23 protein-coding genes and 3 tRNA genes are annotated in these 25,193 nt (G+C 60.8%); 18 read left to right on the top strand and 8 right to left on the bottom strand.

The features are described 5' to 3' along the window. Positions 1-45: 45 nt before the first annotated feature. Positions 46-372, bottom strand: coding sequence for a preprotein translocase subunit YajC (yajC, locus tag ACM64M_RS05660; protein WP_416227697.1), 327 nt, complete (start codon positions 370-372; stop codon positions 46-48). Between the two features lie 261 nt (positions 373-633). On the opposite strand from yajC, the gene ACM64M_RS05655 reads away from it, so the two are divergent. The 4 genes from ACM64M_RS05655 to ACM64M_RS05640 all read left to right on the top strand — a co-directional run bounded on the left by ACM64M_RS05655 (position 634) and on the right by ACM64M_RS05640 (position 4,363). Next, positions 634-710: transfer RNA gene (locus tag ACM64M_RS05655), tRNA-Pro, on the top strand. A 117-nt stretch (positions 711-827) separates the two neighbouring features. Continuing rightward, on the top strand, positions 828-2,957 hold the full coding sequence (locus ACM64M_RS05650) for a TonB-dependent receptor plug domain-containing protein (protein WP_416227696.1): 2,130 nt from the start codon (positions 828-830) through the stop codon (positions 2,955-2,957). 35 nt (positions 2,958-2,992) lie between these two features. Then, complete coding sequence (locus ACM64M_RS05645) at positions 2,993-3,886, top strand: HpcH/HpaI aldolase/citrate lyase family protein (protein WP_416227695.1); 894 nt, start codon at positions 2,993-2,995, stop codon at positions 3,884-3,886. Positions 3,887-3,949: 63 nt separating this feature from the next. Then, entirely contained in the window at positions 3,950-4,363 is a 414-nt protein-coding gene (locus ACM64M_RS05640) for a holin family protein (protein WP_416227694.1), read from the top strand. A gap of 16 nt (positions 4,364-4,379) precedes the next feature. Here the strand turns inward: ACM64M_RS05640 and ACM64M_RS05635 are convergent, their stop codons facing one another. Further along, positions 4,380-4,781 (bottom strand): hypothetical protein, encoded by a 402-nt coding sequence (locus ACM64M_RS05635; RefSeq protein ID WP_416227693.1) that lies wholly within the window; start codon positions 4,779-4,781, stop codon positions 4,380-4,382. Positions 4,782-4,926: 145 nt separating this feature from the next. Between ACM64M_RS05635 and ACM64M_RS05630 the strand changes: the two genes are divergently transcribed. From ACM64M_RS05630 to ACM64M_RS05605, 6 genes are all read left to right on the top strand, one after another. Beyond that, complete coding sequence (locus ACM64M_RS05630; protein ID WP_416227692.1) at positions 4,927-5,367, top strand: type II 3-dehydroquinate dehydratase; 441 nt, start codon at positions 4,927-4,929, stop codon at positions 5,365-5,367. A gap of 143 nt (positions 5,368-5,510) precedes the next feature. Beyond that, entirely contained in the window at positions 5,511-5,954 is a 444-nt protein-coding gene (accB, locus tag ACM64M_RS05625) for an acetyl-CoA carboxylase biotin carboxyl carrier protein (protein WP_416227863.1), read from the top strand. An 11-nt stretch (positions 5,955-5,965) separates the two neighbouring features. Further along, positions 5,966-7,315, top strand: a complete 1,350-nt coding sequence (accC, locus tag ACM64M_RS05620) for an acetyl-CoA carboxylase biotin carboxylase subunit (RefSeq protein ID WP_416227691.1) — start codon at positions 5,966-5,968, stop codon at positions 7,313-7,315. A 413-nt stretch (positions 7,316-7,728) separates the two neighbouring features. Continuing rightward, a complete protein-coding gene (locus tag ACM64M_RS05615; RefSeq protein ID WP_416227690.1) occupies positions 7,729-8,385 on the top strand; it encodes a hypothetical protein in 657 nt (218 codons plus the stop codon). Further along, positions 8,385-9,071, top strand: coding sequence for a toll/interleukin-1 receptor domain-containing protein (locus ACM64M_RS05610; protein ID WP_416227689.1), 687 nt, complete (start codon positions 8,385-8,387; stop codon positions 9,069-9,071). The genes ACM64M_RS05615 and ACM64M_RS05610 overlap by 1 nt, the downstream gene beginning before the upstream one ends. A 207-nt stretch (positions 9,072-9,278) precedes the next feature. Then, complete coding sequence (locus tag ACM64M_RS05605) at positions 9,279-10,619, top strand: NAD(P)/FAD-dependent oxidoreductase (RefSeq protein ID WP_416227862.1); 1,341 nt, start codon at positions 9,279-9,281, stop codon at positions 10,617-10,619. 15 nt (positions 10,620-10,634) lie between these two features. Here ACM64M_RS05605 and ACM64M_RS05600 read toward each other — a convergent pair whose 3' ends face one another. Next, the gene (locus tag ACM64M_RS05600; protein WP_416227688.1) at positions 10,635-11,081 is read right to left on the bottom strand and encodes a GFA family protein; all 447 of its coding nucleotides are present in this window, start codon (positions 11,079-11,081) and stop codon (positions 10,635-10,637) included. Beyond that, positions 11,078-11,539 (bottom strand): Lrp/AsnC family transcriptional regulator, encoded by a 462-nt coding sequence (locus ACM64M_RS05595; protein ID WP_416227687.1) that lies wholly within the window; start codon positions 11,537-11,539, stop codon positions 11,078-11,080. The genes ACM64M_RS05600 and ACM64M_RS05595 overlap by 4 nt, the downstream gene beginning before the upstream one ends. 278 nt (positions 11,540-11,817) lie before the next feature. Here ACM64M_RS05595 and ACM64M_RS05590 point away from each other — a divergent pair, with 278 nt between their 5' ends. From ACM64M_RS05590 to ACM64M_RS05565, 6 genes are all read left to right on the top strand, one after another. Next, positions 11,818-13,629: a histidine kinase dimerization/phospho-acceptor domain-containing protein gene (locus ACM64M_RS05590; protein ID WP_416227686.1), complete on the top strand. Its 1,812-nt coding sequence runs from the start codon at positions 11,818-11,820 to the stop codon at positions 13,627-13,629. A 135-nt stretch (positions 13,630-13,764) separates the two neighbouring features. Next, the gene (locus ACM64M_RS05585) at positions 13,765-14,763 is read left to right on the top strand and encodes a polysaccharide deacetylase family protein (protein ID WP_416227685.1); all 999 of its coding nucleotides are present in this window, start codon (positions 13,765-13,767) and stop codon (positions 14,761-14,763) included. A gap of 132 nt (positions 14,764-14,895) precedes the next feature. Continuing rightward, positions 14,896-14,971: transfer RNA gene (locus ACM64M_RS05580), tRNA-Ile, on the top strand. 54 nt (positions 14,972-15,025) lie between these two features. Next, positions 15,026-15,102, top strand: a tRNA-Pro gene (locus ACM64M_RS05575). Between the two features lie 167 nt (positions 15,103-15,269). Continuing rightward, a complete protein-coding gene (locus tag ACM64M_RS05570) occupies positions 15,270-16,727 on the top strand; it encodes a DUF1800 domain-containing protein (protein ID WP_416227684.1) in 1,458 nt (485 codons plus the stop codon). Between the two features lie 5 nt (positions 16,728-16,732). Next, the gene (locus tag ACM64M_RS05565; protein ID WP_416227683.1) at positions 16,733-17,917 is read left to right on the top strand and encodes a DUF1501 domain-containing protein; all 1,185 of its coding nucleotides are present in this window, start codon (positions 16,733-16,735) and stop codon (positions 17,915-17,917) included. Between the two features lie 4 nt (positions 17,918-17,921). On the opposite strand, the gene ACM64M_RS05560 is transcribed toward ACM64M_RS05565, so the two are convergent. The 3 genes from ACM64M_RS05560 to ACM64M_RS05550 all read right to left on the bottom strand — a co-directional run bounded on the left by ACM64M_RS05560 (position 17,922) and on the right by ACM64M_RS05550 (position 21,940). Next, a complete protein-coding gene (locus ACM64M_RS05560; protein ID WP_416227682.1) occupies positions 17,922-19,043 on the bottom strand; it encodes a lysylphosphatidylglycerol synthase transmembrane domain-containing protein in 1,122 nt (373 codons plus the stop codon). After that, positions 19,040-20,275 (bottom strand): glycosyltransferase, encoded by a 1,236-nt coding sequence (locus tag ACM64M_RS05555; protein WP_416227681.1) that lies wholly within the window; start codon positions 20,273-20,275, stop codon positions 19,040-19,042. Before ACM64M_RS05555 ends, ACM64M_RS05560 begins: the two co-directional genes overlap by 4 nt. Before the next feature lie 216 nt (positions 20,276-20,491). Further along, a complete protein-coding gene (locus tag ACM64M_RS05550; protein ID WP_416227680.1) occupies positions 20,492-21,940 on the bottom strand; it encodes a M28 family peptidase in 1,449 nt (482 codons plus the stop codon). A gap of 114 nt (positions 21,941-22,054) precedes the next feature. Here ACM64M_RS05550 and ettA point away from each other — a divergent pair, with 114 nt between their 5' ends. Together ettA and ACM64M_RS05540 are read left to right on the top strand one after the other, a co-directional pair. After that, a complete protein-coding gene (gene ettA, locus ACM64M_RS05545) occupies positions 22,055-23,728 on the top strand; it encodes an energy-dependent translational throttle protein EttA (protein WP_416227679.1) in 1,674 nt (557 codons plus the stop codon). 111 nt (positions 23,729-23,839) lie between these two features. Further along, complete coding sequence (locus ACM64M_RS05540) at positions 23,840-24,520, top strand: GGDEF domain-containing protein (RefSeq protein ID WP_416227678.1); 681 nt, start codon at positions 23,840-23,842, stop codon at positions 24,518-24,520. Here the strand turns inward: ACM64M_RS05540 and ACM64M_RS05535 are convergent. Beyond that, positions 24,517-25,098, bottom strand: a complete 582-nt coding sequence (locus ACM64M_RS05535) for a pyridoxamine 5'-phosphate oxidase family protein (RefSeq protein WP_416227677.1) — start codon at positions 25,096-25,098, stop codon at positions 24,517-24,519. The two genes, ACM64M_RS05540 and ACM64M_RS05535, sit on opposite strands and share 4 nt — an antisense overlap. Positions 25,099-25,193: the final 95 nt, after the last annotated feature.

Genomic DNA, 25,193 nt, shown 5'->3' with positions numbered 1-25,193 from the left:
ACATCTTTGCGGTCTGCCGACAGCGGTCTGGTGATCGACGGAACATCAGTCGTTGGCGGGCTTGCCGCCCGGTTCGATCAGATCAGCAATCGTATGCTTGACCGCTTTGACCTTTACATTCGGGGCCAGCTCAATTTCGGCATAGGTTTCATCAACCTTGACCACTTTGCCGACAAGGCCGCCCTGCGTGACCACCTGATCGCCCTTTTTCAGACCGCCAATGCGCTGCTGATGCTCTTTCTGACGCTTCATCTGCGGTCGGATGATGAGAAACCAGAAAATCACCACCATGCCGACAATCGGCAGCCAGTTGATCCACGCCGGTGGCGCTCCGGCAGCGCCCGCTCCAGCAGCGGCAAGAAGGTCAAACATGTGTCTACGAGCCTATCGATGATGGTCAGATATTTGCCGACAGGGCTGGATCAAGGTCGCTTTCGCCCACCTCTTCCCATCCCGTCTGCGATGTAAGTGGGCGCGGTTAGCAGCAATGCAAGCGCGCGGCAATTGACGCTGTGGGCAAGCACGCAAATGGCGCGCCCGGACCGCGCCTGATCTGGTCGCCGCGAAATTCGCTTGCGGAAGCGGCTTGCCAGACAAAAACCCCCGCCCTATAGCGCGCGCCTCCACTGGATACGGGAAGTAGCGCAGCCTGGTAGCGCATCACACTGGGGGTGTGGGGGTCGCAGGTTCGAATCCTGTCTTCCCGACCAGTGGAGCATTCACCTTGACGTCAGACGAAACGGCTGCACCATTGCGTTTGTCGATGCGAGTGGGCCGTTGGTCCCCTGTGGCTATTCCGATGTTTCGTTCAGGCGCAAGGAACTTTCATGTACGCCTTTCGTCTTTGTAGCCCTTTGAACCCTGCTCTGCTCCTTTCAGGTGCTGCTGCGCTCAGCCTGTTTGCGGCCCCGGCGCTTGCAAAAGGGTCGGCGTCCAACGAAACCAGCGAAGATTCCATCGACGAAACCGGCGCAGCATCGACCGAAGCAGGAACCCGCCGCACCTTTACGCCAGAGGATTTCGCCCGCTTCGCCCCGCGCAGCGCGCTCGATATGGCGCAGCAAATACCGGGATTCTCGATCCAGTCAGGCGGCGGTGCACGCGGTCTGGGACAGGCCGACACCAATGTCCTGATCAACGGCCGCCGCGTTTCGGGCAAATCGAACGGCCCGCGCGAAGCACTCCAGCGAATTCCCGCCGAAGAGGTCGTGCGGCTCGAACTGGTCGATGGCGCGGCGCTCGAGATTGGTGGGCTTTCGGGGCAAGTGCTCAATGTCATTACCCGCAGCACCGGCGGCATTACCGGACAGTTCCGTTTTCGACCTGAATTTCGTAGCAAGGGCACACCGGCGCGATTGTTGGACGGTTCGCTATCTTTGGCCGGCGGCGGTGAAAAGACCGAATGGACCCTCGCGCTGGAAAACGATTCAAACCGGCGCGGCGATCAAGGCGTAGAGCGCGTCTTTGATGCCGCAGGCGCATTGATCGACACCCGCGAAGAACAAAGCAATTTCAATTCCGACCGGCTCAGCCTGTCGGGCTCCTATGCCCGCATCGCAGACAATGGCAATGTGTTGAATGCGACCGGCGAAGTGCACGGCTTTTTCTTCTCAGAGCGTGAGACATCCGAGCGATCGGGACTGATTTCGCCCTCTCGCCGTAGCCGGTTGTTCACCAGCGAAGAGGACGAATTCAGATTTGAAGTCGGGATGGATTACGAATTTGTCCTGGGCGCCGGGCGGTTCAAACTGATTGCACTGCACAGCTATGAAAACAGCCCGACCCTATCGCATTCTCTGACCACATTTGCCGATGGCAGCGCGCCATCAGGTTCTGTGTTTGAACAGGATGCCAACGAATATGAAAGCATCGCGCGCACCGAATATTCTGCCGCCGGACTTGGCGGGAATCTGGTGTTTGCCGCCGAGGCCGTGCGCAATATTCTGGACATCACCGCCGCGCTGCAGGAACGCGATTTTGCCGGCGCGCTGCAACCCACCCCGCTGCCAGGAGCGAGCGCCCGCGTGGATGAAGACCGCGCCGATCTGAGCGTCACCTATGGCCGCGCGCTTGCGCCGACATTGCAATTCCAAAGCTCGCTCGGGGCGGAATATTCAAAGATCAGCCAGACCGGCGCGCTGGGGCTGACGCGAACATTTTACCGCCCCAAAGGCTTTGTGTCGCTCGATTGGAAAGCGGGAGAGAGCCTCAACATTTCCGGGCGTGCCGAACGGGTGGTGGGACAGCTCGACTTCTTCGATTTCCTTAGCACGGTTGATCTCAATCAGGACCGCGAGAATGTCACCAATGCGCAATTGGTCCCGCAGCAAAGCTGGGTCTTCGAAATTGAGGCGACGGTTGGGCTGGCGGCGCTTGGTTCGATCAATCTGCGGACATTTTATGAAGACATCTCCGACATCGTCGACCAGATCCCGATTGCGGGCGGCGGTCAGGCTCCGGGCAATATTGCAGCGGCAAAATTCTATGGGTTGAGCGGCGATCTGACGCTGCTTTCCGAAGGGATTGGCTGGCGCGGTACGCGGCTTGATGTGCGGCTGGAACTGACCGATTCCTCGGTGCTCGACCCGTTGCTGGGCACACCGCGCAAATTATCGAACAACACGCTTAGCGAAGTGGACGTGGATCTGCGCCACGATTTTTCCGGCACTGCTTGGGCCGTGGGCGGCTCTGCCCGCGTTGAGGAACTGGCGAAGGACGTGCGGATCGATGAGGTCTCACTGCGCAGCGAAGGCGGCGCATTTGTTTCCGCCTTTGTCGAAAACAAGGATATCGCCGGGCTAACCATGCGCGCCAGCGTGGGCAACCTGGCGGGGCGCGCCAACCGCTTTGACCGGACCGTGTTCATCGACCGCGCGGCGGGAATCGTCGATTTCACCGAGGACCGCGACCGCAGCTTTGGCGCGATCTTCACGCTAGCGATTGAAGGTTCATTCTGAGACTTCTACGCAGTCCGATGAGAAAAGGATTTGCGATGAGTGATTGCCCTGCCCCCTGCCCGCCTCTGCGCATGCGCAGCTGGCTGTTCGCCCCTGGCGACAGCGAAAAGAAGATGAGCAAGGCGATTGCGAGCGAGGCGGACATTGCATTGCTCGATCTGGAGGATTCGGTGGTCCCGGCACGCAAGGCCGAGGCGCGGTCCATGGTCGCAGCGGCGATTGCGGCTGCGGAAAACCGGGCGCGCGTTTGGGTTCGAGTAAACCCGCTATCTGGCGGATTGACCGAGGCCGATCTGGACGCAGTGATCCCAGCTGGTCCCGGCGGCATTTTCCTGCCCAAGGCAGAGGGCGGCCATGATGTCGCGGCGCTTGACGCAATGTTGACCCCGCGCGAGGCGGCGGCGGGGATTGCTCCCGGCTCCACCAGAGTGGCTGCGCTGGTGACCGAGACCGCCGCCGCAATGTTTACCACCGGCACCTATGATGGCGCGCCTCGGCTGGTGGCGATGAGCTGGGGCGCGGAGGACCTGTCGAGCGAGTTAGGCGCGAGCCAGCAGCGCGGGGCGGATGGCGAATACACCCATGTCTATGAACTGGCGCGCAGCCTGTGCTTGCTCGGCGCGGTCAAGGCCGGGGTCGCTCCGATCGAGACAGTGCAGCCTGAATTCCGTGATCTTGAGGCGCTGGAACGGCGCGCGCGCAGCGTCCGCGCGTCGGGTTATCGCGGGATGTTGGCGATTCACCCGGCGCAGGTCGGCCCGATCAACGCCGCCTTCACCCCAAGTGCGGATGAAATAGCCCATGCCCGCGCCGTGGTGCAGGCCTTTGCCGATGCTCCCGAGGCGGGCACGGTGGCGCTGGATGGCAATATGCTCGACCGTCCGCATCTGGCGCTGGCCGAACGCTTGCTGGCAGAGGTCGGCGGTTAGGGCACTTTCCTACACGAACCTATTTGGTTATTCGTGGCGCGACTCAGCACAGGAGCGCGCATTATGGCCATACTCGAAACCCTGATCGGCCCGATCACCTCGATCCTCGACAAGATTATTCCGGACAAGGAAGCGCGGGCCAAGGCGCAGTTTGAACTGCTCAAACTCGAAGGGACTCAGGAAATGGCGCTGATCGAGGCGCGTTTGCAGGCCATCGTCGCAGAGGCGCAGTCGCCCGACCCCTGGACCAGCCGCGCGCGCCCCAGCTTTCTGTATGTGATGTATGCTCTCATCCTGTTTGCCGTGCCAATGGGGGTGATCGCCGCCTTCGACCCGATCACTGCGCATGCCATCGGCGAAGGCATGACCGCCTACCTCGCCGCCCTGCCAGAGCCGCTCTATGCGCTGTTTGGGACGGGGTATCTGGGTTACACAGCGGCGCGTCAATGGGGTAAGGTCAAGGGCGTGGATCGGTAGCACCATCCGACCTGCGTCATTGCGGGAAGTGCTCCACATGAGTCTCCGCCGTGCGACCATAATAGACAACCCGGCGGCCGCTGAACGAGGCCAGATAACCTGCACAGCCCGCGGCCTTCGCCTGCGCGCAAAAGTCGGCATAGGTGTAGTCGACGCTGCCGCTTTGCGCCCAGCGCACCAGCGCTTGGACCCCGGCGCTATCAAAATCTGCCGCAACCACGTCGCCGGCCGGCAAAAGCGCAAATTCCGCGCTCGTGCCGTCAGGCGTGTAATAGATTTGAGTGCTGCGCCGGTAATCGACGGCATAGCCCTCAAACCCGGAACTGGCGAGTTTACCGATGATCTCGGGAAAGCTGAGCGTATCGTCGCAAGCAGCCTTTTGGCATGCTTCCGCCGTAGCAAACTGTAAGTCGTCCATGCGCAATTCCTTTCGGTGATGTTGAGTCGTGGCCGGGCAGCAAATTCTGATTCTCGCGTTGCAAAACAAGGGCGCAAACTGCAACCACGATCCTGCTGGACGCCTCGCCCTTTCCCGCATAGGCGATCCGCGTTAACACCCCTCAATGACCAACACCATCTACGTCCTGAACGGCCCCAATCTCAACCTGCTCGGCACGCGTGAGCCGGAGATATACGGCACCACCACGCTCGACGAAATCGCCGGTGACCTTGAGGATCGCGCCCGTGAACTGGGCCTCACCATCGACATGCGCCAGACCAATCACGAAGGCATGTTGATTGACTGGCTGCATGAGGCGCAGGCGGAAGGCGCGCGGGCAGTGCTGCTCAATGCGGCGGCCTATACTCACACTTCGATTGCCCTGCTCGACGCGATAAAGGCGATCCGCACCCCCGTGATTGAGGTCCATCTGTCCGATCCCAAGACCCGCGAGCATTTCCGTCACCTGTCCTATGTCGGCATGGCAGCGGCGCTGACGGTGGAAGGGCACGGGGCCGACAGCTACCGCCTCGCGCTCGAAGCCGTAGCGTCAGGCACAGTCTGATCGCGGGTGAGAATGCAATGTCGATTGCACATTCTGCACGCATTGCCACTTGCCAGCCGCAATTCGCGTGAATAGTCACGCGTGAAACCAAAAAAGGGGCATGCATGGCTGACACAAAGCCAAGTGCGGGGCGCAAGTCCGGCATGAATATCGATACAGCGCTGGTGCGCGAGCTGGCCGAACTTCTGAACGAAACCGGCCTTACCGAAATCGAAGTCGAGGATGACGACCGCAAGATCCGCGTCGCGCGCGGCGGTATGGTCACCTCTGCTCAGGCCGCGCCTGCCTTCGCCGCACCCAGCGCTCCTGCTGCCGCTGCTCCGGTGTCCGAAGCCAAACCCGAGCCCGCGCCGGTTGATGCGCTCAAATCGCCAATGGTCGGTACGGTCTATCTCGCCGCCGAACCCGGCGCTGCCAATTTCATCAAGATTGGCGATAAAGTCAGTGAAGGCGATACGCTGCTGATCGTCGAAGCGATGAAAGTCATGAACCCCATCACCGCTGACAAGCCGGGGACGATCAAGGCGATCCTGGTAGAGAACGCTCAGCCGGTCGAATATGACCAGCCGCTCGTCGTGATCGGCTGATCGGGCGAGCTATGGGAATTACCCGCATATTGATCGCCAACCGGGGCGAAATTGCGCTGCGCATCCACCGCGCGGCGCATGAAATGGGGATCGAGACGGTCGCGGTCCACTCTACCGCCGATGCCGATGCCATGCATGTGCGGCTGGCCAATCGTGCCGTGTGCATTGGCCCGCCGCCCGCCTCTGAAAGTTATCTCAACGTCGCCAACATCATTTCGGCCGCCGAAGTGGCCGAATGCGACGCGATCCACCCCGGCTATGGGTTTCTGTCGGAAAACGCCAAATTCGCCGAAATCGTTGAGGCACATGACATCGCCTGGATCGGGCCAAAGCCCGAACATATCCGCACCATGGGCGACAAGGTGGAGGCGAAACGCACCGCCGGCGCGCTGGGCCTGCCGCTGGTCCCCGGTTCGGACGGGGCGGTGTCCGACCCCGAAGAAGCCAAGAAAATCGCCGCAGAAATCGGCTATCCCGTCATCATCAAGGCCGCCAGCGGCGGCGGCGGGCGCGGCATGAAAGTGTGCGAGAGCGAGGACAAGCTCGAAACCTTGATGAAACAGGCCGGGTCAGAGGCCAAGGCCGCGTTCGGCGATGCCACCGTGTATATCGAGAAATATCTGGGCAATCCGCGCCACATCGAATTTCAGGTGTTCGGCGATGGAAAGGGCAACGCGATCCATCTGGGCGAGCGCGATTGTTCGCTGCAACGCCGTCACCAGAAAGTTCTCGAAGAAGCCCCCTCCCCCGTCATCAGCCATGACGAACGCATGCGCATGGGCGAAGTCTGTTCAAAGGCGATGCGCGACATGGCCTATCGCGGGGCGGGCACGATCGAATTCCTATGGGAAGACGGCGAGTTCTACTTCATCGAAATGAACACCCGGCTGCAGGTCGAACACCCGGTCACCGAGGCAATCACCGGGGTCGATCTGGTGCGCGAGCAGATCCGCATTGCGGCGGGAAAGCCGCTGTCTGTCAGTCAGGAAGAGCTGGAGTTCAGCGGCCACGCCATCGAATGCCGGATCAACGCAGAAGACCCGTTTACCTTTGCGCCTTCACCTGGAAAGGTCACCTATTACCATCCGGCAGGCGGGATGCATGTCCGCGTCGATTCCGGCCTTTACGCAGGCTATTCAATCCCGCCCTATTACGACAGCATGATCGCCAAACTGATCGTCTATGGCCGCAACCGCGAAGGTTGCATCATGCGCCTGCGCCGCGCGCTGGAGGAGATGGTGGTCGAAGGGGTGAAAACCAACATCCCGCTGCATCAGGAATTGCTGCGGCAGGACGATGTGCTGAACGGCGATTACTCGATCAAATGGCTCGAAGATTGGCTGGCGACGCGCGTGGTTTGATTGAGCAATAGAGCTCTTTCGGTTACCTTCGCCCCTCTTTTCGGATAGACTGGTCTGCGTGGTTTCGGGACGAGGCCAACTGGTTGGTTGTGATGCGGGGAACGGACTGAACCATGCGGAAATACGCTTCTTTACTGGCGGTTTCGGGCGGTCTTGCGCTGGCGACCTCGGGTTGCTCGGAACAGGCAGAAGAATCCGCATGCAGCGCCGAATATGATGCCGTAGCAACGTGTTCCGCCTTCTGTTGCAGTTCCGGTTGTGAAGGATGCGAAGCGGCCTGCGAAGGGGCAACCTGCGGAGGCGCTGGCTGCGGCGCATACGAGGGCGCAGCATGCGACAGCGCCGCTTGTTTCGCCGCCGCCTGCGGTGCGGTTGAATGCCAGCCCGGCGCATGTCAGGGTGCCAGCTGCGAAGTGTTAGCATGCGCTGCCTCGAATGACCGCCCTGACCTTGGCATCGAACCCTATCCGCAATGGCCGCCTGAACAGCCTTCGTGGACAACCCAGATTGATTACCTGATCGAGAGCCGCGAAGGGCTGTCGCTTTATGATGCCGCCACCCGGCTCCGCGATGCTCTCAGGGCGGCGGATTACAGCGCACATTCTTTTTATTCGGTGCCCGGTGGATTCGTGCTGGTCACGGTAACCGAACAGATTGATACCGAAGGCTATTCTATGCCTGGACGGTTCCGCTATGGCGCGCCGGGAGAAGGCCGTGAGGATTTGCTGACGCGCATCCGTGATCTCTTCCTCGTCCGACCTGAGTCCTATTATCGCTATGTCGCGATTGTGGTGAGCAATCGCAGCTTTCGCCCTGGCGAGAGCCGGTTGAACGCGCAGGAAGCCAACCGGAGGGTGGTGCAAGGTTCAACCGACCTGTCGCGCGACGCCCGCGACATTCGCTTTACCGACGATTTCAAGGTCAACGCGCTGATCTACGAATATGAAAACCCTGGCATCGGCATTGATCTGATCCCGGTAGAACCGCGGATGCTCGATGCGCGGCTGCATCTTGAACGCATGGGATTGGTCGGCACAATTCAGCGTGCCTTCGGACCGGAGAGCAATTGATGCGAGTCTTCATCAGCTATCGCCGTTCCGACAGCAAGGATGTCGCCGCGCGCATCGCCGACAATCTGGCAAGCGTGCGCGAGATCGACAGCGTGTTCCTCGACGTGGATTCTATCGCGCATGGCGAGAATTTCCCTCAGCGACTGGATACCGAAATCACCCGCGCCGATGTCTTTATCGCAGTCATCGGACCCGGCTGGCTCGGAGCAGTCGGAGAAAACGGTCAGCGCCGGATCTGGAGCGATGGCGATTTTGTCAGGCGTGAGATCAGCCGAGCTTTGGCAGCGGATAAGCGGATAATCCCTTGTCTTGTCGATGATGCGCAGATGCCGGGACCGCAGGACATCCCTGACGATATCGCCGCGCTGGCGGAAAAGAATGCCTGCGCGGTGCGCCACACCACTTTCCGCAGCGATTTTGAAATCCTGTGCGAAGCGGTGCTCAAACGCCGCCGCTCGGCCAACCAGACTCCGCTGGCGACCGCGCTTGGCGCGGCGTGGCGCGCGGGCGCAGGGCTTGCCTTGGCCGCAATTGTCGCGATTGCGATCGCAAGTTTCGGCATGTCGAGCCGAGGCGTTCCGCTGGAGACAATGTTGGGGGGCCGCGTTCAGCTTGCGCTGTTCCTGCTGCTGCTGGTGGGCATTTTCCAGATCAGCACCTATCGCTACTTGCGCCGCTATGGATAGGTTTGGCGCAGCCGCCCGCCGAGCCATAGATCAGCTAGCCGCGCGTGACCGGGAACCGTCTGCCAGGCCAATGCGTTGAGAGCGGTGACAGGGATGCACCAGAACGGCTCCGAGGGATCGGGAGCCTTAGGTCGGAACCAACAGATGAATCACCAATTCATCGCCGCAACCGATGCGGCCGAGGAAGAGCAGCGCGCGCCACCTGCAATGGTGCCCCCAAAATCCACGCAGCAGCAGCAGGCGCGCAAGACCCAGATCGTGGTCGTCGGCGGCGGCGCGGGCGGGCTGGAACTGGTGCGCAAATTGGGTGCCAAATACGGTCGCAAGCGGCACGATATCATTCTCGTCGATCAGAATCTGTCGCACATCTGGAAACCGCTGCTGCACGAAGTCGCAGCTGGGTCGCTCGATGCGAACCTCGATGAGGTCGGCTATCGCGGGCACTGCGCACGCTGGGGATACCGGTTCTTTCAGGGCAGCCTCGAAAGCATCGACCGCGAGGCGAAATCGATCCGTCTCGCCCCGGTGCTGGACGATCATGGCGAAGAGCTGATCGGCGGGCATACGATCCGTTATGACATTCTGGTGCTGGCGGTGGGGTCAATCTCTAACGATTTCGGTGTTCCAGGGGTGGCCGAACACTGCCTCTATCTCGACAGCCGCGAACAGGCGGACCGGTTCCGTACCAAATTGCTCAACCAATGTCTGCGCGTCAGCCGCGCCATGATCGCCAATCCTGCCGCCGATGAACGGGTCAGGGTAGCGATCGTGGGCGCTGGCGCAACCGGCGTGGAACTGGCCGCAGAACTCTACAACGCCGCGGGCGCGCTCAAACATTACGGGCTCGAAGTGTTTGATGAAACCCGCCTCGATGTAACCATCGTCGAGGCCGGTCCGCGCATCCTGCCTGCCTTGCCCGAAGAATTGTCGCACGCAGCGCGCGGAGAGCTTAATAAGCTGGGCGTGGTGGTGCGCGAAAACACTCAGGTGATCCTGGCGCGCAAAGGGGCTTTGGTCACCCAAACCGGCGATGTCATCGCTGCGGAACTGATGGTGTGGGCCGCCGGGGTAAAGGGCGCCGAATTCCTGAGCGGGCTTGGTCTGGCAACCAATCCGCGCAATCAGATTCTGGTGACCGCGACGCTCCAGACCGTGACCGACCCGGACATTTTCGCAATCGGCGATTGTGCATCCTACACCCCGCCCGACCAGGACGCTCCAGTGCCACCGCGTGCTCAGGCAGCGCACCAGATGGCGTCCACGGTGTTTACCAATATCCACCGCAAGCAAAAAGGCAAAAAACTCAAAAACTTCACCTACGAAGATAAGGGTTCGCTTATCTCGCTCAGCCGCTTTTCAACGGTGGGCAGCCTGATGGGCAATCTGGTCGGTGGGGCTCTGGCCGTGGAGGGGCGGATGGCGCGGTTGATCTACACGACGCTTTATCGCCTGCATCTGCTGGGCATTCACGGCTGGTTCCGGGGCATTGGCCTGATGGTGATCGGCCGCGTCAACCGGGTCGTGCGGCCAAAGCTCAAACTGCATTGATCGCGGCGGTACCGATTATTCGAAGGTGAAGCCCGCCGCTTGCGCTTCAGCGATGATTTGCGCGCCGGTCTTTCTTGAGCTGTCCTGCGCGATATCAAACCAGTCGGGCTTTTCATCGATAAAAATTTGATGTTTGATTGGCAGACCGCCGGGTAGCTCGAACAAGCCGGCGAGAAATGTGCGTGCGCCGGTTGGCTTGAATTTATACCACAGATTGCTGCCGCAGCGTGAGCAAAAGGCGCGTTCGGCCCAGTCGCTGGAATCATAGGTCGAAATGTGATCTTCGCCGTTCAGCACAAAGCCGTCACACTCGATCCCGGCGTACATCGTGCCGCCCCAACGCTGACACATGGTGCAGTGGCAAATGTCGATTTCCTTGTGCACACCGGTGATTGTCACCGTCACCGTGCCGCACAGGCAGTGTCCTTCGAGCGGTCCGTCAATCCGCTCGGCCTCACTCACAGCGGCACGCCCGGTTCATGTTTCGCCGTGCGGATCGTCAGCGAGGTCTTGACGCTGGCCACATTGGGCGCGGGCGTCAGCTTGCTGGTGAGGAATTCCTGAAAGCTTTGAAGATCTTTGCTTACAATCTTGAGAATAAAGTCGATCTCGCCATTGAGCATGTGGCATTCGCGCACCTCGGGCAGGTCACGCATATGATCCTCAAACTCGCGCAAGGCAGATTCGGCCTGACTCTTCAGGCTGACCATCGCAAATACGGTGATCGCAAAGCCCAGTTTCGACGGGTCAAGATCGGCGTGATAGCCGCGAATCACGCCGTCTTCTTCCAAGCCGCGGACTCGGCGCAAGCACGGCGGCGCGGTCAATCCAACGCGCTGCGCCAGTTCGACATTGGTCACCCGGCCCTCAGCCTGAAGTTCGCTGAGCAGGCGCTTGTCGATATCATCCAGATTCGCCATCGCGCAAAACACTCCTCGCTATGATTGCGCGCCACACACCAGCAATGCGCGCCCCCGATTGATTGCGTCGGCGCAGCAGATTGGCATACGCTTTAACAACAGTGTGCAAGAACACGCACGGCTTTGCACGTCTAAACCTAATTTAATTAGGTGTGCCAGCAATTGTCCCGCTTTGCAACGCGCTCGACAGGCGGCCTGTGACATTTCGGATCAGGTGCTATTCAGCTTCGGTCGCGCTGAATCCGGTATCCGCGTGACGGGATATGTTCGGGCGTGCCATGCATGCTTTTGTCCGCCGGTTGGAGCTGGAAATGTTTTTCGATGATCGCCTTGCGACAGTGCTGCGTCAGCGCGCGTCCAGCGACGTCGGGTTGCGCACGCAGTTCCGGCAATTGCTTGATATTCTGGGGGCAGTCCGCCCCGGTGAAAGCTCCGCACGCGATCCCGGACTGGTGGCCGCCGCGTGGTTGCGGATGGATGCTCTGGCGGACCAGATTTCGGCGAGCGACCGCGCAAAGATGATCCGCGAGCCCGGCTGGCGTTTCCGCAATCCCGAACTGGCCGCGCATCTCGCCGATTTTGAACCCGATGTCGCCTCCGCCGCGCTGGGCCGCGCGCAGCTTTCATCAGAGGATTGGTCTGCATTGATCCCGCGCCTGCCGGTGCGCGCGCGCGGATTTATGCGGCTGAGGCGCGATTTGCCGGTCGATGTGAGCATCCTGCTTGAACGGTTGGGCGTGCATGACCGTGGGCTGCCCACCCCACAAGCGCGATCGCCGGAATCTGCTGCAGAACATTCCCCCGAAACTGCGCCAGTAATTGTGCCGCAGTCCATTGCGCCTACGCCGTCGCCTACTCCCGATCTGCCGACTTCTCCGCCCTTTGACCCTGCGAGCGAAGGGCGCAGCGAAATTTCAGCGTTGGTCGAACGGATCGCTCAGTTCAAGCGGACCCGCGAAACATCGCGCGAAGCCGCCCAAGACGGAGATAGCAATGAACCACGTCTTCCGCTGGGCGAGGAACAATCGCGCGCACCCCGGCTGATTCAGGCCTTTGGCTTTGCCGCCGATGCAGGCGGTAGGATCGAATGGGCCGACGGCGAAGCCGCAGCGATGGTCATCGGCACGCGGCTAATCGCGCAGCAGCAATTGGGCAGCAACACTGGCCTAGGTCCGCTTGAACGCGCCTTTGCTCGCCGCCAGCCCATCGTCGCAGCATCAACGGAGCTTGATGGGGCAAGTGCGATTGCGGGCAAATGGACTTTGGATGCGCAACCGCGCTTTACCGATGACGGCAATTTCGCAGGCTATTTTGGACGTTTTCGCCGACCCGCCGGTTCGGGTGCCGCCGTCCCCAGCGCCGCCGCCCGCGACGCCGACCGCATCCGTCAACTCCTGCACGAATTGCGCACCCCGGTTACCGCCGTGCAAGGCTACGCCGAGGTCATACAGCAGCAATTGTTCGGCGGCGCGCCGCATGAATATCGCGCATTGGCCGCTGCAATAGCGGGCGATGCAGCTCGGATTTTGGCCGGGTTTGAGGAACTTGACCGCCTAGCACGGCTTGAAACCGGAGCGCTGGAAATTGATGCTGGCGAATCCGATCTGACCGATCTTGTTCACCGCACCATTCGCCAACTGGACCATGTCCTGCAGCCGCGCATGGCGGGGATTGCGCTGGAATCCGGCAATGGCCCCTATCTTGCCGCGCTCGACCCCGATCAGGCGGAGGCGCTGCTGTGGCGATTGCTGGCAACGCTGGGAGGAGGCTGTTCGGCAGGAGAGATGTTAGAGGCCGGCCTTTCGGCGCAAGGCGGGCTTATCCGGCTGACCTGCGATCTGCCCGCGCAATTGCTGGGCGAAGACGACATTTTCACCGCCGAGGCCAAGCCGATAGGAACCGCGATCAACGCCGGATTGTTTGGCGCGGGATTCGCCTTGCGGCTGGCCCGCGCTGAAGCGCGCGCTGCGGGCGGCGGTCTGACCCGCGACGGAGAGACAATTGTGCTGACATTGCCGCAGGTCAAAAAGACACTGGGTGAGACATATACCAGCGGCGCAGACGGCGGTGAGATTTCCGGCACCATCTGAATTCGCGGTAACGGATCGCTTACAAGTTTGGTGTAGCGCTCGGCGATGATGCCCGATGGTGGACCTTTGACCGGCGCAATGATCGCCCAACACGGAACGGCGTGCCAGCGTTATAAGTCGCTGCCGCGCGTATCAATGTTGACACCCCCTCACCCAGAGGCGGCCGCTTCTTTTGCCTTTGCACCCAAACCCGAAGCGCCAAGCAGGGTGCTGCTGACCGTCGATACAGAGGAAGAATTTGACTGGAACGGCCCCTTTACGCGTGACCGGCACGGGCTCCATCACGTCGCTGCGATCCCCCGGTTTCAACAATTCTGCGAGGAGATTGGCGCGTATCCGGTCTATCTGGTCGATTGGCCGATAGCTTGCGACCCGCGCGCGGCGGAGATCATTGGCGATGCGGTGCGGCGCGGGAAGGCCGAAATCGGGGTGCAGTTGCATCCTTGGGTCAACCCGCCCTTTGATGAAGCTGTCAATGCAGCCAATTCCTACGCCGGAAACTTGCCGGGCGACCTGGAAGCGGCCAAATTCTGCGCCCTACGCGACAAGATCGAACAGGCGTTCGGCACCGCGCCGCTGATTTACCGTGCGGGCAGATATGGTCTGGGGTCCGACACCGCCGCAATTCTGAAAGCGGGCGGGATTGCCGTTGACACGTCGGTGCGCTCGCTGTTCGATTACCGCGTGCAGCACGGCCCGGATTATTCCAACCATCCGCTAAAGCCCTATTGGGTGGATGACGAACGGACCTTGCTCGAACTGCCGGTGACAACTGTCTATTCAGGGCTGCTGCGCCGCATGGGAATGCAAATTCACCGGCTGCAGCGGCATATGCCAACCTTCTTCGCGGGTTTCTCGCGGCTAAAGCTGCTCGAACGCATCGCACTGACGCCCGAAGGTGTGACAGCAAAGGAAGCCATCAAAGGAATCGATATTGCACTTGGCGACCAATTGCCGGTGTTGGTCCTGTCGTTCCACAGCCCCTCACTGGCTCCGGGAAATACGCCCTATGCCAATGCGCCGGAGGATGTGGAGGCGTTGTATGATTGGTTTCGGCAGATATACGCGCATCTGGGGTCCCTCGGCGTCCGCAGCACCACCGTTGCAGAGATCATCGCAGCGGCAAAGCGGTGATGGCCAATGGCTGCCTGAATTGTTTGCCACGAGAATTTGCAGCGCCCTTTCTCGACACGCTTGTGTCTTGCCATAACCCGCTGTAGAGGCGGCGCTGCGTTCACCACCGGTAACGGTTGGAGTATGTCCGGGGGGCCTGTAGCTCAGCGGTTAGAGCTGGCCGCTCATAACGGCTAGGTCGCGGGTTCGAATCCTGCCGGGCCCACCACCACCCACCGGGTGGCTAACCGGCGGGAATTGGAACGCAGTTGAAATGAAATGTCGGGGAGTGGCGCAGCCTGGTAGCGCACCTGTTTTGGGTACAGGGGGTCGCAAGTTCGAATCTTGTCTCCCCGACCATTTCAACAAATACTGAATATTTTGGACACCATCAACGCGCGCGGCAATTGTCGCGGATCGCGGATGGCTGCGACAAAACATTACCAGAGAATACGTGACTTTGGTCGCGGGCCGAGGCACCTTTATCTCAACCAGATGCGGTGAGATATTTCAGCAAGAGGGCCATGATGAGCAAACCCAGCATCGCGCTCAATCGGTTCGGTTACGGCCTGCGCCGTGGGCAAATCGTGCCGGGCGACCCCGTCCGTTCCCTTTATGCGCAGATGGACGCCTTTGACCCTGCCCCGGCGATCTTGGCTGACCGGGAAGACACTTCGGCAAAGGCTGGTGAAATCCTCGAAATGTTGCGCAGCCTCCGCCGCGAACGGCAGTCTCAGGCAGCTGGCACCATGAATGAACAGGCGATGGAGCCGCAGATGCAGGGCGGCGCAGACCCGCTCAACGGCTTGCCGCCTGACGTGCGCCAATCCTATCAGACCGCAGCCCGCACCCTGCGCGAGGATGCCGGATTGCGCACCCGCATTGCAATCACCAGCACCGCCCCAATGATGGAACGGCTGGTGCATTTCTGGTCCAACCATTTCAGCGTCTCGGCGAAGAAGCCGGGCACACATTTTCAGGTCGCCAACCATGAATTTTCGGCGATCCGCCCGCATGTTCTGGGCAATTTCTCCGACCTGTTAAAGGCCGCGGTGCTGCATCCCGCGATGCTGCTCTATCTCGATCAGTTTCAGTCCGTCGGGCCGAACTCACCCTTTCAGCAAAGGCGTGCTCAGAGGCGGCGTCAGGGCAATGGTGGGGGACCGCGCGGGTTGAACGAAAACCTCGCGCGCGAGATTCTCGAACTGCATACGCTGGGGGTCGATGGCGGATATGATCAGGCGGATGTCACCGAATTTGCCCGCGCGCTGACCGGTTGGACGATCGGCGGCCTTGCCCGGATCGAAAGGTTCAGCGAGCCGCAACCGGGCGGCGCGGCGTTTGCCGAATTTGCCCATGAGCCCGGCAGTCGTCAGGTGCTGGGCCGCACTTACCGCGAAGGCGGCGCGGGGCAGGCGCTGGCGGTGCTCGATGACCTTGCCAGCCACCCATCCACTGCGCGTTTTATCGCCACCAAACTGGCGCGGCACTTTGCTGGCGACACACCGCCACAAAGCCTTGTTGCCCGGCTGGAAGCGGAGTTTCGGCGCAGCAATGGCGATCTTGCCAGCCTCACCCGCACATTAATCAATTCGCCCGAAGTCTGGACCGAAAGCCCGGTGAAATTCCGTCAACCGTTCGAATGGCTGGTGGCGGTGCTGCGAATCACGGGGATCGAATCGCTGAGCAACCGGCGGCTTTCAGGTGCTCTATCCGAGATTGGCCAAATGCCGTGGCTCGCGCCATCCCCTGCGGGCTATGATGATCTTGAGGGCAGTTGGGCCGGACCCGATGCGTTGTTGCGCCGGGTCGAAATGGCCGAAAGGATCGCGCGCGGCGCACCATCAGATGATGTCATGGCCCGCGCCGGAGCTGCGTTTCCGGGCGCGCTGACCGATCATACGCGGACATGGCTGGCGCGCGCGGAAAGCGGCACGCAGGCATTGGCATTGTTGCTGGTTTCCCCTGAAATGATGCGGAGGTAAATGCGATGACGATTATTCTCAACCGCCGCGCACTTCTGGCAGGCTCACTGACGCTGGGCGCGGCCAGCCTGACTTTTCCGCGCATGGCCTTTGCCAATGCACCGGGCGAAAAGAATGTCCTGCTGATCCTGCTGCGCGGCGCAGCGGACGGGATGGCGATGGCAGCGCCGATCGGCGATCCTGCATTTGCAGCGCTGCGGGGGCCGACATTGAGCGAATATGATGGCGCAAGGCAGGCGAGCGGATTCTTTGCCATTCACCCTGCGCTGACCAATGTGACCGCCGCGTTTGATGCAGGCGAGGCCCTGTTCATCCACGCCGCGGCAACGTCATACCGCGAACGCTCGCATTTCGACGGGCAGAACATGCTGGAGACGGGCGCGGCGCAGCCCTATGCGGCGGATGATGGTTGGCTTAACCGGCTGGTGACAATGCTGGCGCGCGAGGCAGGCGATAATCCTCCCAAGGCGCTGGCCATTGCGCCGACCATGCCGCTGGCGCTGCGGGGCAATGCGCCCGCCTCCAGCTATGCGCCCAGTGCCCTGCCCGAGGCGAGCGATGCCTTCATGGCGCGGGTTGCGATGCTCTATGAAGCCGATCCGCAACTTGCCGGATTGTGGCAGGCTGCGCTGGAGACGCAGGCGATGGCCAGCGCCGGAGGTGCAGGCGACACGATGCGGAATCTGCGCGATGCGCAGGCAGCGGGCGTATTGGTCGCGTCGCTGATGCGCGGAGCCGATGGTGCGCGGATTGCGATGATGGAGCTGGGCGGTTGGGATACCCATGCCAATCAACTGGGCGCGTTCCGCCGCAACGCGGGGCAGCTTGATGCCCTTCTGGGGGCCTATCAGACCGGCATGGGCGCGGCGTGGGCGGATACGATGGTATTCGTGGTGACTGAATTTGGCCGCACGGTACGGTTCAACGGCACCAACGGAACCGACCACGGAACGGCTTCGGCAGCGCTGGTTCTGGGCGGAGCGGTGAAAGGAGGTCGGGTGATTGCCGATTGGCCGGGCCTGCGCGAGGCGGACCTTTACGAAGGCCGCGACCTGCGCCCCACCACCGCGCTTGAACAGGTGCTTGCCGGATCGCTCGCCGAGCATCTGCGCCTTGATCCGCAGATGGCAATGACGCAGCTGTTTCCAGGCCGCAGCGGCAACGCGCTATCGGGGATCGTGAGGGGTTAGCTTGCTATTCGGCAGGTTGCGGCGGCGCAGCAGGTGCCGCTAACTTGATCCGTATTTTACGCGTCAGCAGAAAAAACAGGCAGGCCGCACCGGTCAGGGGCAGATAAAAGAACATCAGCCGCCACGCGCTCATTGCGGGCACCAGCACATCCACTGGGACAAACGGCGCAAACAGAAACAAGAACCCCGCTTCCGCACCGCCCGCCCCGCCCGGTGTTGGCACGATCGAGCTGATCGATTGCACCAGATATTGCAGCAGCCAGAACAGCACCGGTTGCCAATCAATCCCAAACGCCGCCAGCACAAGACCGGCGATTGAGAACCGCACCAGCCATTGCACCCCAGCGAGCGTGATATTGATCAGCGCCGCGCCCTTGCCGTGTCTAAGCGCCGCGCCCCAGTCCAACACGATATGGCTGACATACTCCCGGCCAGTGTCGACCATGCGAAACGCAAAGTTCCGAGCCCGGCGGCCGAACACGCCGCCCGCGACCATTGCGACAATCAATACAAGCCCCGCCGCAGCCATCGCTGCAATCAGCACCGTGGTCCTGATACCCGCCGAAAATCTTCCCCACAACACCGGATCACTGCCAAGAAATTCGAAAAGTGCAAACCCGCTTAGTCCGGCGCACAGCCCAACCAGACTGAACAGCACCAGCGCATCCTCCGCAGTCTGGAACGACACCAGCGTAAGCGCTCGGCGCACAGGCACACCTTCACCCATCAGAAACAGCACCTTGATCGGCATCCCGCCGGTTGCCGATGGCGTGACTGAATTGGCGACCATCATTCCGGTGATGACTTTAAGGGCGCGCGCAAATCCTAGATCTACCCCCAGGAACCGCGCCCAGATCGCCAGCCGTAGTGAATTGGAAAGCATCGGCACAAACACCAATGCTGCCGCCAATCCGAGCAATTCGGGCCGCGAAATGCGCTGCGACAGATCGATCCCTCCGAGTGACCAGACGAGCACGCCAACATTGATAAGCGCCACGATCGGCAGCACCGACAGCGCAAGGGTCAGCGAACGGCGCGACACATTGCGCCACGGATGCACCGCAGGCACATCCAGCAAAGGCGGCGCTGTATAGGGTCCAGTTTCGGGAAGAGATTCTTGGGTCAAGAGATGTCTGGCGCTTGCTGGAATCGGCGGCTCAATGGTCCATCTAGTCGCCGATCACGGGCTTTCAATGCCGCGCGATATTCGACATTGATCAGCTGTTCGAATGTTTGCGGCCAGCGGTTTTGCGAAGCTGCCAAGGCGAGCGATCGGACTCGCGCAGCGCCATAGTCTTCGCGCCAGATGCGGGTAACATTGCGCGCCATCGCCACCGCATCATCGATCGGTCCCAACAGGCCCGCACCTTCGGGTACCCGTTCGGGCATCGCCCCGCTCGCTACGCCGACCACCGGCAATCCTGACGCCTGCGCCTCCAGCACCGAAATGCCAAAAGTCTCATCCGCCATGCCGCTAACATAAATGTCGCTGCTCGCCAGCGCACGCGCCAGTTCGCGGCGGTCGGTCTCATATCCTGGAAACGCAATCGGCAGCCCGCGCGCCTCCTCCATCAGGCTGGCGCGCAATTTGCCGTCCCCCATTAGCACCATTTGCGCGCCGAGATCGCGCGGCAATTGCTTGAACATTTCTGTCAGAACATAGGCGCGCTTTTCATTGTCGAGCCGCCCCGCATAAATCAGCAATGGCCCTTCGGAGTGCGGCAGGCCCAGCTCGGCGCGAAAACCGGGATCGCGGTGATCGGGCGAAAACTGGTCAATATTGACGCCCAGCCCCAGAACACCGGTGTTGCGATAGCCAATTCCTGCCAGCATCCGTTGGGCTTCCTGATTAAGCGTATAGACCCGGTCAAACCGGTGATAGGTCATCCATGCATAGAAATAGCCAACATTTTTGAAGAAGGTTGCCGGATAATGGCCCGATAAATCCTTCATGACGCGGTAAATATGGGCATTGGGAAAATCGGTGCGATAGCCTGCGACCAGCGCGGTTTCGGGATAGCGTAACCGGTGCCGGATCGCGATCCATGGCAGCACCCATGGGCACAGGCTTTCGATTATGTTGGGCCGGTATTCGCGCAGCAATTCGAACACGGCATTGTTGCGATTGATCCAGCGATAATTGGGGCTTCCCCAAACTTGCGGCGCGCTCACTTCGGCAAAGATGGTGCGCCCGTTTACAGTGATCCGGTCTTGCGGCCCCGGCACAATCTGGAGCAGGCGGTGCTCGGTCCTGTCCTGAAAGAACTTCTGCTTTTCCTTGAGATAGGTTGAAATGCCGCCCCCCGCACTGGGAGACCAGCTTTGTGTAAGGTCGCAGATGAGGAGATTTTCTGACACAGCACACGCTCCCGCACATGGGTTGAGCGCGCCAGAGCAGGCTGAATGGCGGGGCAAGACAGGGCCCCTTGATACAGCAACCAGGCGCGCGAATTGGCCCGGCCCCTTTGCAATGCTGGAGTGTCACGCGCGCGACGAAGGCGAGTCAGTTCAAGGTCGCTTTTCTGGCTTTTGATTGACCGCTAAGCGACCAATTCGAACGGCGAACCGCGCGCCTCAGTTTTCCATCGTCGCCGGGGCACTGGGCAACGGCGCGCCGGTCTGGATCGACCGGCTTTCGTTGGCGAGGATGCCGACCACCTGCGTCCACACCGCAACATTCTGGCGCAATTGCACCGGATCAATCTTGTCGAGTGTGTCGTCAGGGGTGTGGTGCAGATCGAAATATCGGGTCCCGTCCTGTTGCAGATCGATGATCGCCCCGCCCTGATCCCTGACGATGTTCAGATCCGCCCCGCCGCTGGCGACATTGGAAGAATTTGCCACGCCAAACCGCGCCACCGCAGCGGCAATGCGGCCGTGCAAATCCGCATTGCTCTCGCGGAAATTGCTTTCGAAACGCCAGATGCGATCTGCCCCGAAATCGCTTTCCAGCCCGACGCCGATGGGTTCATCGATATGCGCCGCGCTATAGGCGGATGATCCGAACAGGCCGACTTCCTCTGCCCCTGCAAACAGTACACGAATGGTGCGCAGCGGTTGGCCAGATTTCTGCACATTGAGAGCAGCCGCTGCGATGATTCCGCATCCCGCCCCGTCGTCAAAAGCGCCCGGCGCATTCCACCAACTGTCAATATGGCAGGCGAGCAATACCGGCGGGAGGGCGGGATTGCGGCCAACAATCTCGCCCACGACATTACCGCTGACCGTGGTGCCGAGATTTTCCGGGGTCAGTGTCAGCTTCATCATGATCGGGCGGCCATTCGCGCGTTCGAACATCCGTTCCAGATTGGCCGCATCGGGCAGCGACAGTGCGCCTGCCGGGGTAGGGACCGGGCGTCCGACATCGGTGGAGCCATCGGCACGGCGAAAGGTCGTGCCCCCGGTATGCGGGTTGCGGTGATAATCGGTGCCGACCGATTTGATCACGGTAGCGACCGCGCCCTTTTGCTTGGCCAGTTCCGCGCCGATCCAGCGCGCCGGTCCGGCAAAGCCATATTGCGATCCGTCCTGTGTCGGGGTCATCGCATGCGAGATATAGGCGATCTTGCCCGTCAGGCTGTCCGCTGGCGCCGCTCGTAGAGCAGCGACGCTTTCGAACATCACGACCTCGGCAATGATCCCGTCCGGCCCGGTCGAAGCGCTGCCGCCCAGCGGTTGGATCACAAGCGGCTGCGGAAACGGGCTGGTGATTTCGGCGCGATGAAGATCGCCCGGTACCCATGTTTCCATCTCGAACGGCTCATCCGCAACATTGGCAAAGCCGTGTGCGTTCAACCAAGCCATTGCCCATGCGCGGCCCCGCGCCTCTGCCTCGGTCCCGGCCTGCCGCGGACCGACTTCGGTGGTGATTCCTTCGACGAAATCCCAAGCATAAGTGTCCGATGCAAGCGCGTGCGTTGCCGCCTCTTCCAATGTGGTCGCGTGGCCATGCCCATCAGCGGCTAGCGGGGCGGTGAGGCAAAGGGCGGCAAGTGCGGTGGCACCGAAAAGGGTCTGTTTCATCACCCCAAGCGCTATCGCCGCGATGCGAGTATGTCCAGCTTGCCCTACCCCATTGTGCCGCCTATCTGGGCGGCTGAACATTCCAGCATTTCTCTCGATCCAAAGGACGACCCCATGGCCGCGCAATACGCCTTTGTCATGAAAGGCATGACCAAGACTTTTCCCGGAGCACCCAAGCCAGTGCTGTCCGACATCAATCTGCAATTTTACCAAGGCGCGAAGATCGGCATTGTCGGCCCCAATGGCGCGGGCAAATCGACGCTGATGAAGATCATGGCCGGGATCGATAAGGATTTCACCGGCGAAGCTTGGCCGGGGGAACACATCACCGTCGGCTATCTGCCGCAGGAACCTGAACTCGACACCAGCAAGACCGTGCTCGAAAACGTCAAGGATGGCGCGCGCGAAATCGCCGATCTGGTTGACCGGTTCAACGCCATCTCCGCTGAAATGGCCGAACCTGACGCCGATTTTGAAAAGCTCGGCGATGAGATGAGCGAGTTGCAGACCAAGATTGACGCGGTGGATGGCTGGACGCTCGACAATCAACTTGAAATCGCGATGGAGGCTTTGCGTTGCCCTCCTTCGGACATGGGCGTGGAAAGCCTGTCTGGCGGGGAAAAGCGCCGCGTGGCACTGACCCGGCTGCTGATCCAGAAGCCCTCGATCCTGCTGCTCGATGAACCGACCAACCACCTCGATGCGGAAAGCGTCGAATGGCTCGAAAACCACCTCAAGGAATATGCGGGCGCGGTGCTGATGATCACCCACGATCGCTACTTTCTTGATAATGTCGTGGGGTGGATCCTCGAACTCGACCGGGGCACGTATTACCCCTACGAAGGCAATTATTCGACCTATCTTGAAAAGAAGGCAAAGCGGCTGGAACAGGAAAGCCGCGAGGAAAGCGGCAAGCAAAAGGCGCTGCAACGCGAACTGGAATGGATCCGGCAGACCCCCGCCGCGCGTCAGACCAAATCCAAGGCCCGCGTGCGCAAGTTCGAAGAATTGCAGGACGCACAGGCTGGCCGCTCTCCGGGCAAGGCGCAGATCGTCATTCAGGTCCCCGAACGACTTGGCGGCAAGGTGATCGAGGCCAAGAACCTCACCAAGGCTTATGGCGACAAGCTCTTGTTCGAAAACCTCTCTTTCATGCTGCCGCCAGGCGGGATCGTCGGCGTAATCGGCCCCAATGGCGCGGGCAAATCAACGCTGTTCCGAATGATAACCGGTCAGGAAACGCCTGACAGCGGCACCATCGAAATTGGCGAGACCGTGCATCTGGGCTATGTCGACCAATCGCGCGACGACCTGAATCCCAAGAATAACGTGTGGGAGGAAATCTCCGACGGTCTCGATTACATGCAGGTTAACGGCCATGATGCCTCCACTCGCGCCTATGTCGGGGCGTTCAATTTCAAAGGTGCGGATCAACAGAAAAACGTGGGCAAGCTGTCCGGGGGTGAACGCAACCGAGTGCATATGGCTAAGATGCTCAAGCAAGGCGGCAACGTGCTGCTGCTCGATGAGCCGACCAACGATCTCGACGTCGAAACTCTTGGCGCGCTGGAAGATGCGATCGAGAACTTCGCCGGCTGCGCGGTGGTTATCTCGCACGACCGCTTTTTCCTCGACCGCCTGGCGACGCACATCCTCGCGTTCGAAGGCAACAGCCACGTCGAGTGGTTCGAAGGCAATTTTGAAAGCTACGAAGAAGACAAACGGCGCAGGCTCGGTGATGCAGCCGATCGTCCGACGCGGCTTGCATACAAGAAGCTGACGCGGTGACGTAAACTGGGGTGCGGCGGAGTATTGCACGGCGGCACCCCTTTTCACTTTACGCTCCCTTAACTGTGCATCGGGCAAACCCCTTGGCCGTAGAGCACAAGAGGGGCAGCCATGGTGCAGGGGATCGAGCAGGCAAGTTTCAGTGATCCGGCGACCGCGCTGATTTTGGCAATTGCGATCACCGGGGCACTGACCTTATTTGCGCTGCGATCAGGCAGCGGTTTGCGCAAGCCGGTTGATCCGCTTTCGGGCTTCTTTGCTCCCGCCCGGTTCGCAGCCGAGATCGAAGAAACCGAGCGGCGAACCACACCTTTCAAACCGCGCGGGGCGATCCTGCACGGACAGATCGACAATCTTAGGCAGGTGCGGACGCTATGGGGGCCAGAAATCCGCGCCGATGCAGTGCGTCAGGTTGCACAGGTCATGCGCGCCGGGGTGCGCAAGAGCGATATGGTGGTCGGGGCAACCGATACAGACAGCGAAGGCTCCTTTACAATCCTTGCCGACGGTGCATCCGAGGCGGAGGCGAGCAGAATCGCTAAACGGCTGCTCAAGACACTTTCCCGGACCAAAGTTCTTGGCATCGGTGATGGAATACGCCTGACCGCCAGCTTTGGTGTTGCCGCGCGGCGGCTGGGGGAGAGCGAAACGCAATGGCGTGCGCGCGCCGATGCCGCGCTGACTGCCGCACAGAATTCGGGAGAAAATCAGATTATTACCGCCAGCGAGTGGGAAGAGATCATTCTGCTGCCCGCCCCGGTTGAACCCAATCCTGAGAACAAGGCCGCCTAGGGCGACACCCAACTCCCCTGCCACGCTCCGCCGTCACGTTCAAACCGGGCACGCACATGGCCGGTATGCGCGAGGTAGAACCAGTCGATTTCCTCGATCTCAACCAGCAAAACCGCGAAATTCGCCCGCGCCGGGACAAGCTGTGCGTCGGTCGGCTCCACACCCTCGAACTCGGGCGGCAGACCGGAAGTCGGCGTGTCGGAGGGGGTGCCCGGCCCGTCACCCAGATAACAGCGGCGCGCGAAATTATCCGACGCCGCCCATGCAGCATCGACAATTGGATCGCCGCACAGGATACGGCCTTGCCCGCGCACGCGGATCTGGACCTTTGCGCGCTGATCATAAAGCAGCACCGCCATCCGGGGATCGCGGCGGATCGCGGCTACCTTTGGCGCGCGAGTGTCGGTGTGAAAGCGCAAAGTCCATGCGGCGCTGTCAAACGCGCGCAGCACCATGATCCGCGCATCGACATCGCTGGTGACGACGGTCGGCACATGCATCGGCGACTTGCGATCCTTTGCCGCACCGGCCAACCGCTCGACCAGGTCGATCTGCACTTTTTCCAGCGATTCAAACATCACCCGCCATTTGCGACATCGCCGGCGCTGGTCAAGATGTTAAGTAAATTAGCCTTCAACATGAACGAAAGCCTCAACGAGTGGTTAAGGTCGCG

It is taken from the genome of Qipengyuania sp. ASV99, from assembly GCF_047872805.1.
In the GTDB taxonomy this organism is placed as follows: domain Bacteria; phylum Pseudomonadota; class Alphaproteobacteria; order Sphingomonadales; family Sphingomonadaceae; genus Erythrobacter.
This window is presented reverse-complemented; position numbering and strand designations above follow the sequence as displayed.

Coding starts and splice junctions, on each gene's coding strand:
- yajC (WP_416227697.1), bottom strand. CDS start 372: ATGTTTGACCTTCTTGCCGCTGCTGGAGCGGGCGCTGCCGGAGCGCCA.
- ACM64M_RS05650 (WP_416227696.1), top strand. CDS start 828: ATGTACGCCTTTCGTCTTTGTAGCCCTTTGAACCCTGCTCTGCTCCTT.
- ACM64M_RS05645 (WP_416227695.1), top strand. CDS start 2,993: ATGAGTGATTGCCCTGCCCCCTGCCCGCCTCTGCGCATGCGCAGCTGG.
- ACM64M_RS05640 (WP_416227694.1), top strand. CDS start 3,950: ATGGCCATACTCGAAACCCTGATCGGCCCGATCACCTCGATCCTCGAC.
- ACM64M_RS05635 (WP_416227693.1), bottom strand. CDS start 4,781: ATGGACGACTTACAGTTTGCTACGGCGGAAGCATGCCAAAAGGCTGCT.
- ACM64M_RS05630 (WP_416227692.1), top strand. CDS start 4,927: ATGACCAACACCATCTACGTCCTGAACGGCCCCAATCTCAACCTGCTC.
- accB (WP_416227863.1), top strand. CDS start 5,511: ATGAATATCGATACAGCGCTGGTGCGCGAGCTGGCCGAACTTCTGAAC.
- accC (WP_416227691.1), top strand. CDS start 5,966: ATGGGAATTACCCGCATATTGATCGCCAACCGGGGCGAAATTGCGCTG.
- ACM64M_RS05610 (WP_416227689.1), top strand. CDS start 8,385: ATGCGAGTCTTCATCAGCTATCGCCGTTCCGACAGCAAGGATGTCGCC.
- ACM64M_RS05605 (WP_416227862.1), top strand. CDS start 9,279: ATGGTGCCCCCAAAATCCACGCAGCAGCAGCAGGCGCGCAAGACCCAG.
- ACM64M_RS05595 (WP_416227687.1), bottom strand. CDS start 11,539: ATGGCGAATCTGGATGATATCGACAAGCGCCTGCTCAGCGAACTTCAG.
- ACM64M_RS05590 (WP_416227686.1), top strand. CDS start 11,818: ATGCATGCTTTTGTCCGCCGGTTGGAGCTGGAAATGTTTTTCGATGAT.
- ACM64M_RS05585 (WP_416227685.1), top strand. CDS start 13,765: ATGTTGACACCCCCTCACCCAGAGGCGGCCGCTTCTTTTGCCTTTGCA.
- ACM64M_RS05570 (WP_416227684.1), top strand. CDS start 15,270: ATGAGCAAACCCAGCATCGCGCTCAATCGGTTCGGTTACGGCCTGCGC.
- ACM64M_RS05565 (WP_416227683.1), top strand. CDS start 16,733: ATGACGATTATTCTCAACCGCCGCGCACTTCTGGCAGGCTCACTGACG.
- ACM64M_RS05550 (WP_416227680.1), bottom strand. CDS start 21,940: ATGAAACAGACCCTTTTCGGTGCCACCGCACTTGCCGCCCTTTGCCTC.
- ettA (WP_416227679.1), top strand. CDS start 22,055: ATGGCCGCGCAATACGCCTTTGTCATGAAAGGCATGACCAAGACTTTT.
- ACM64M_RS05540 (WP_416227678.1), top strand. CDS start 23,840: ATGGTGCAGGGGATCGAGCAGGCAAGTTTCAGTGATCCGGCGACCGCG.
- ACM64M_RS05535 (WP_416227677.1), bottom strand. CDS start 25,098: ATGTTTGAATCGCTGGAAAAAGTGCAGATCGACCTGGTCGAGCGGTTG.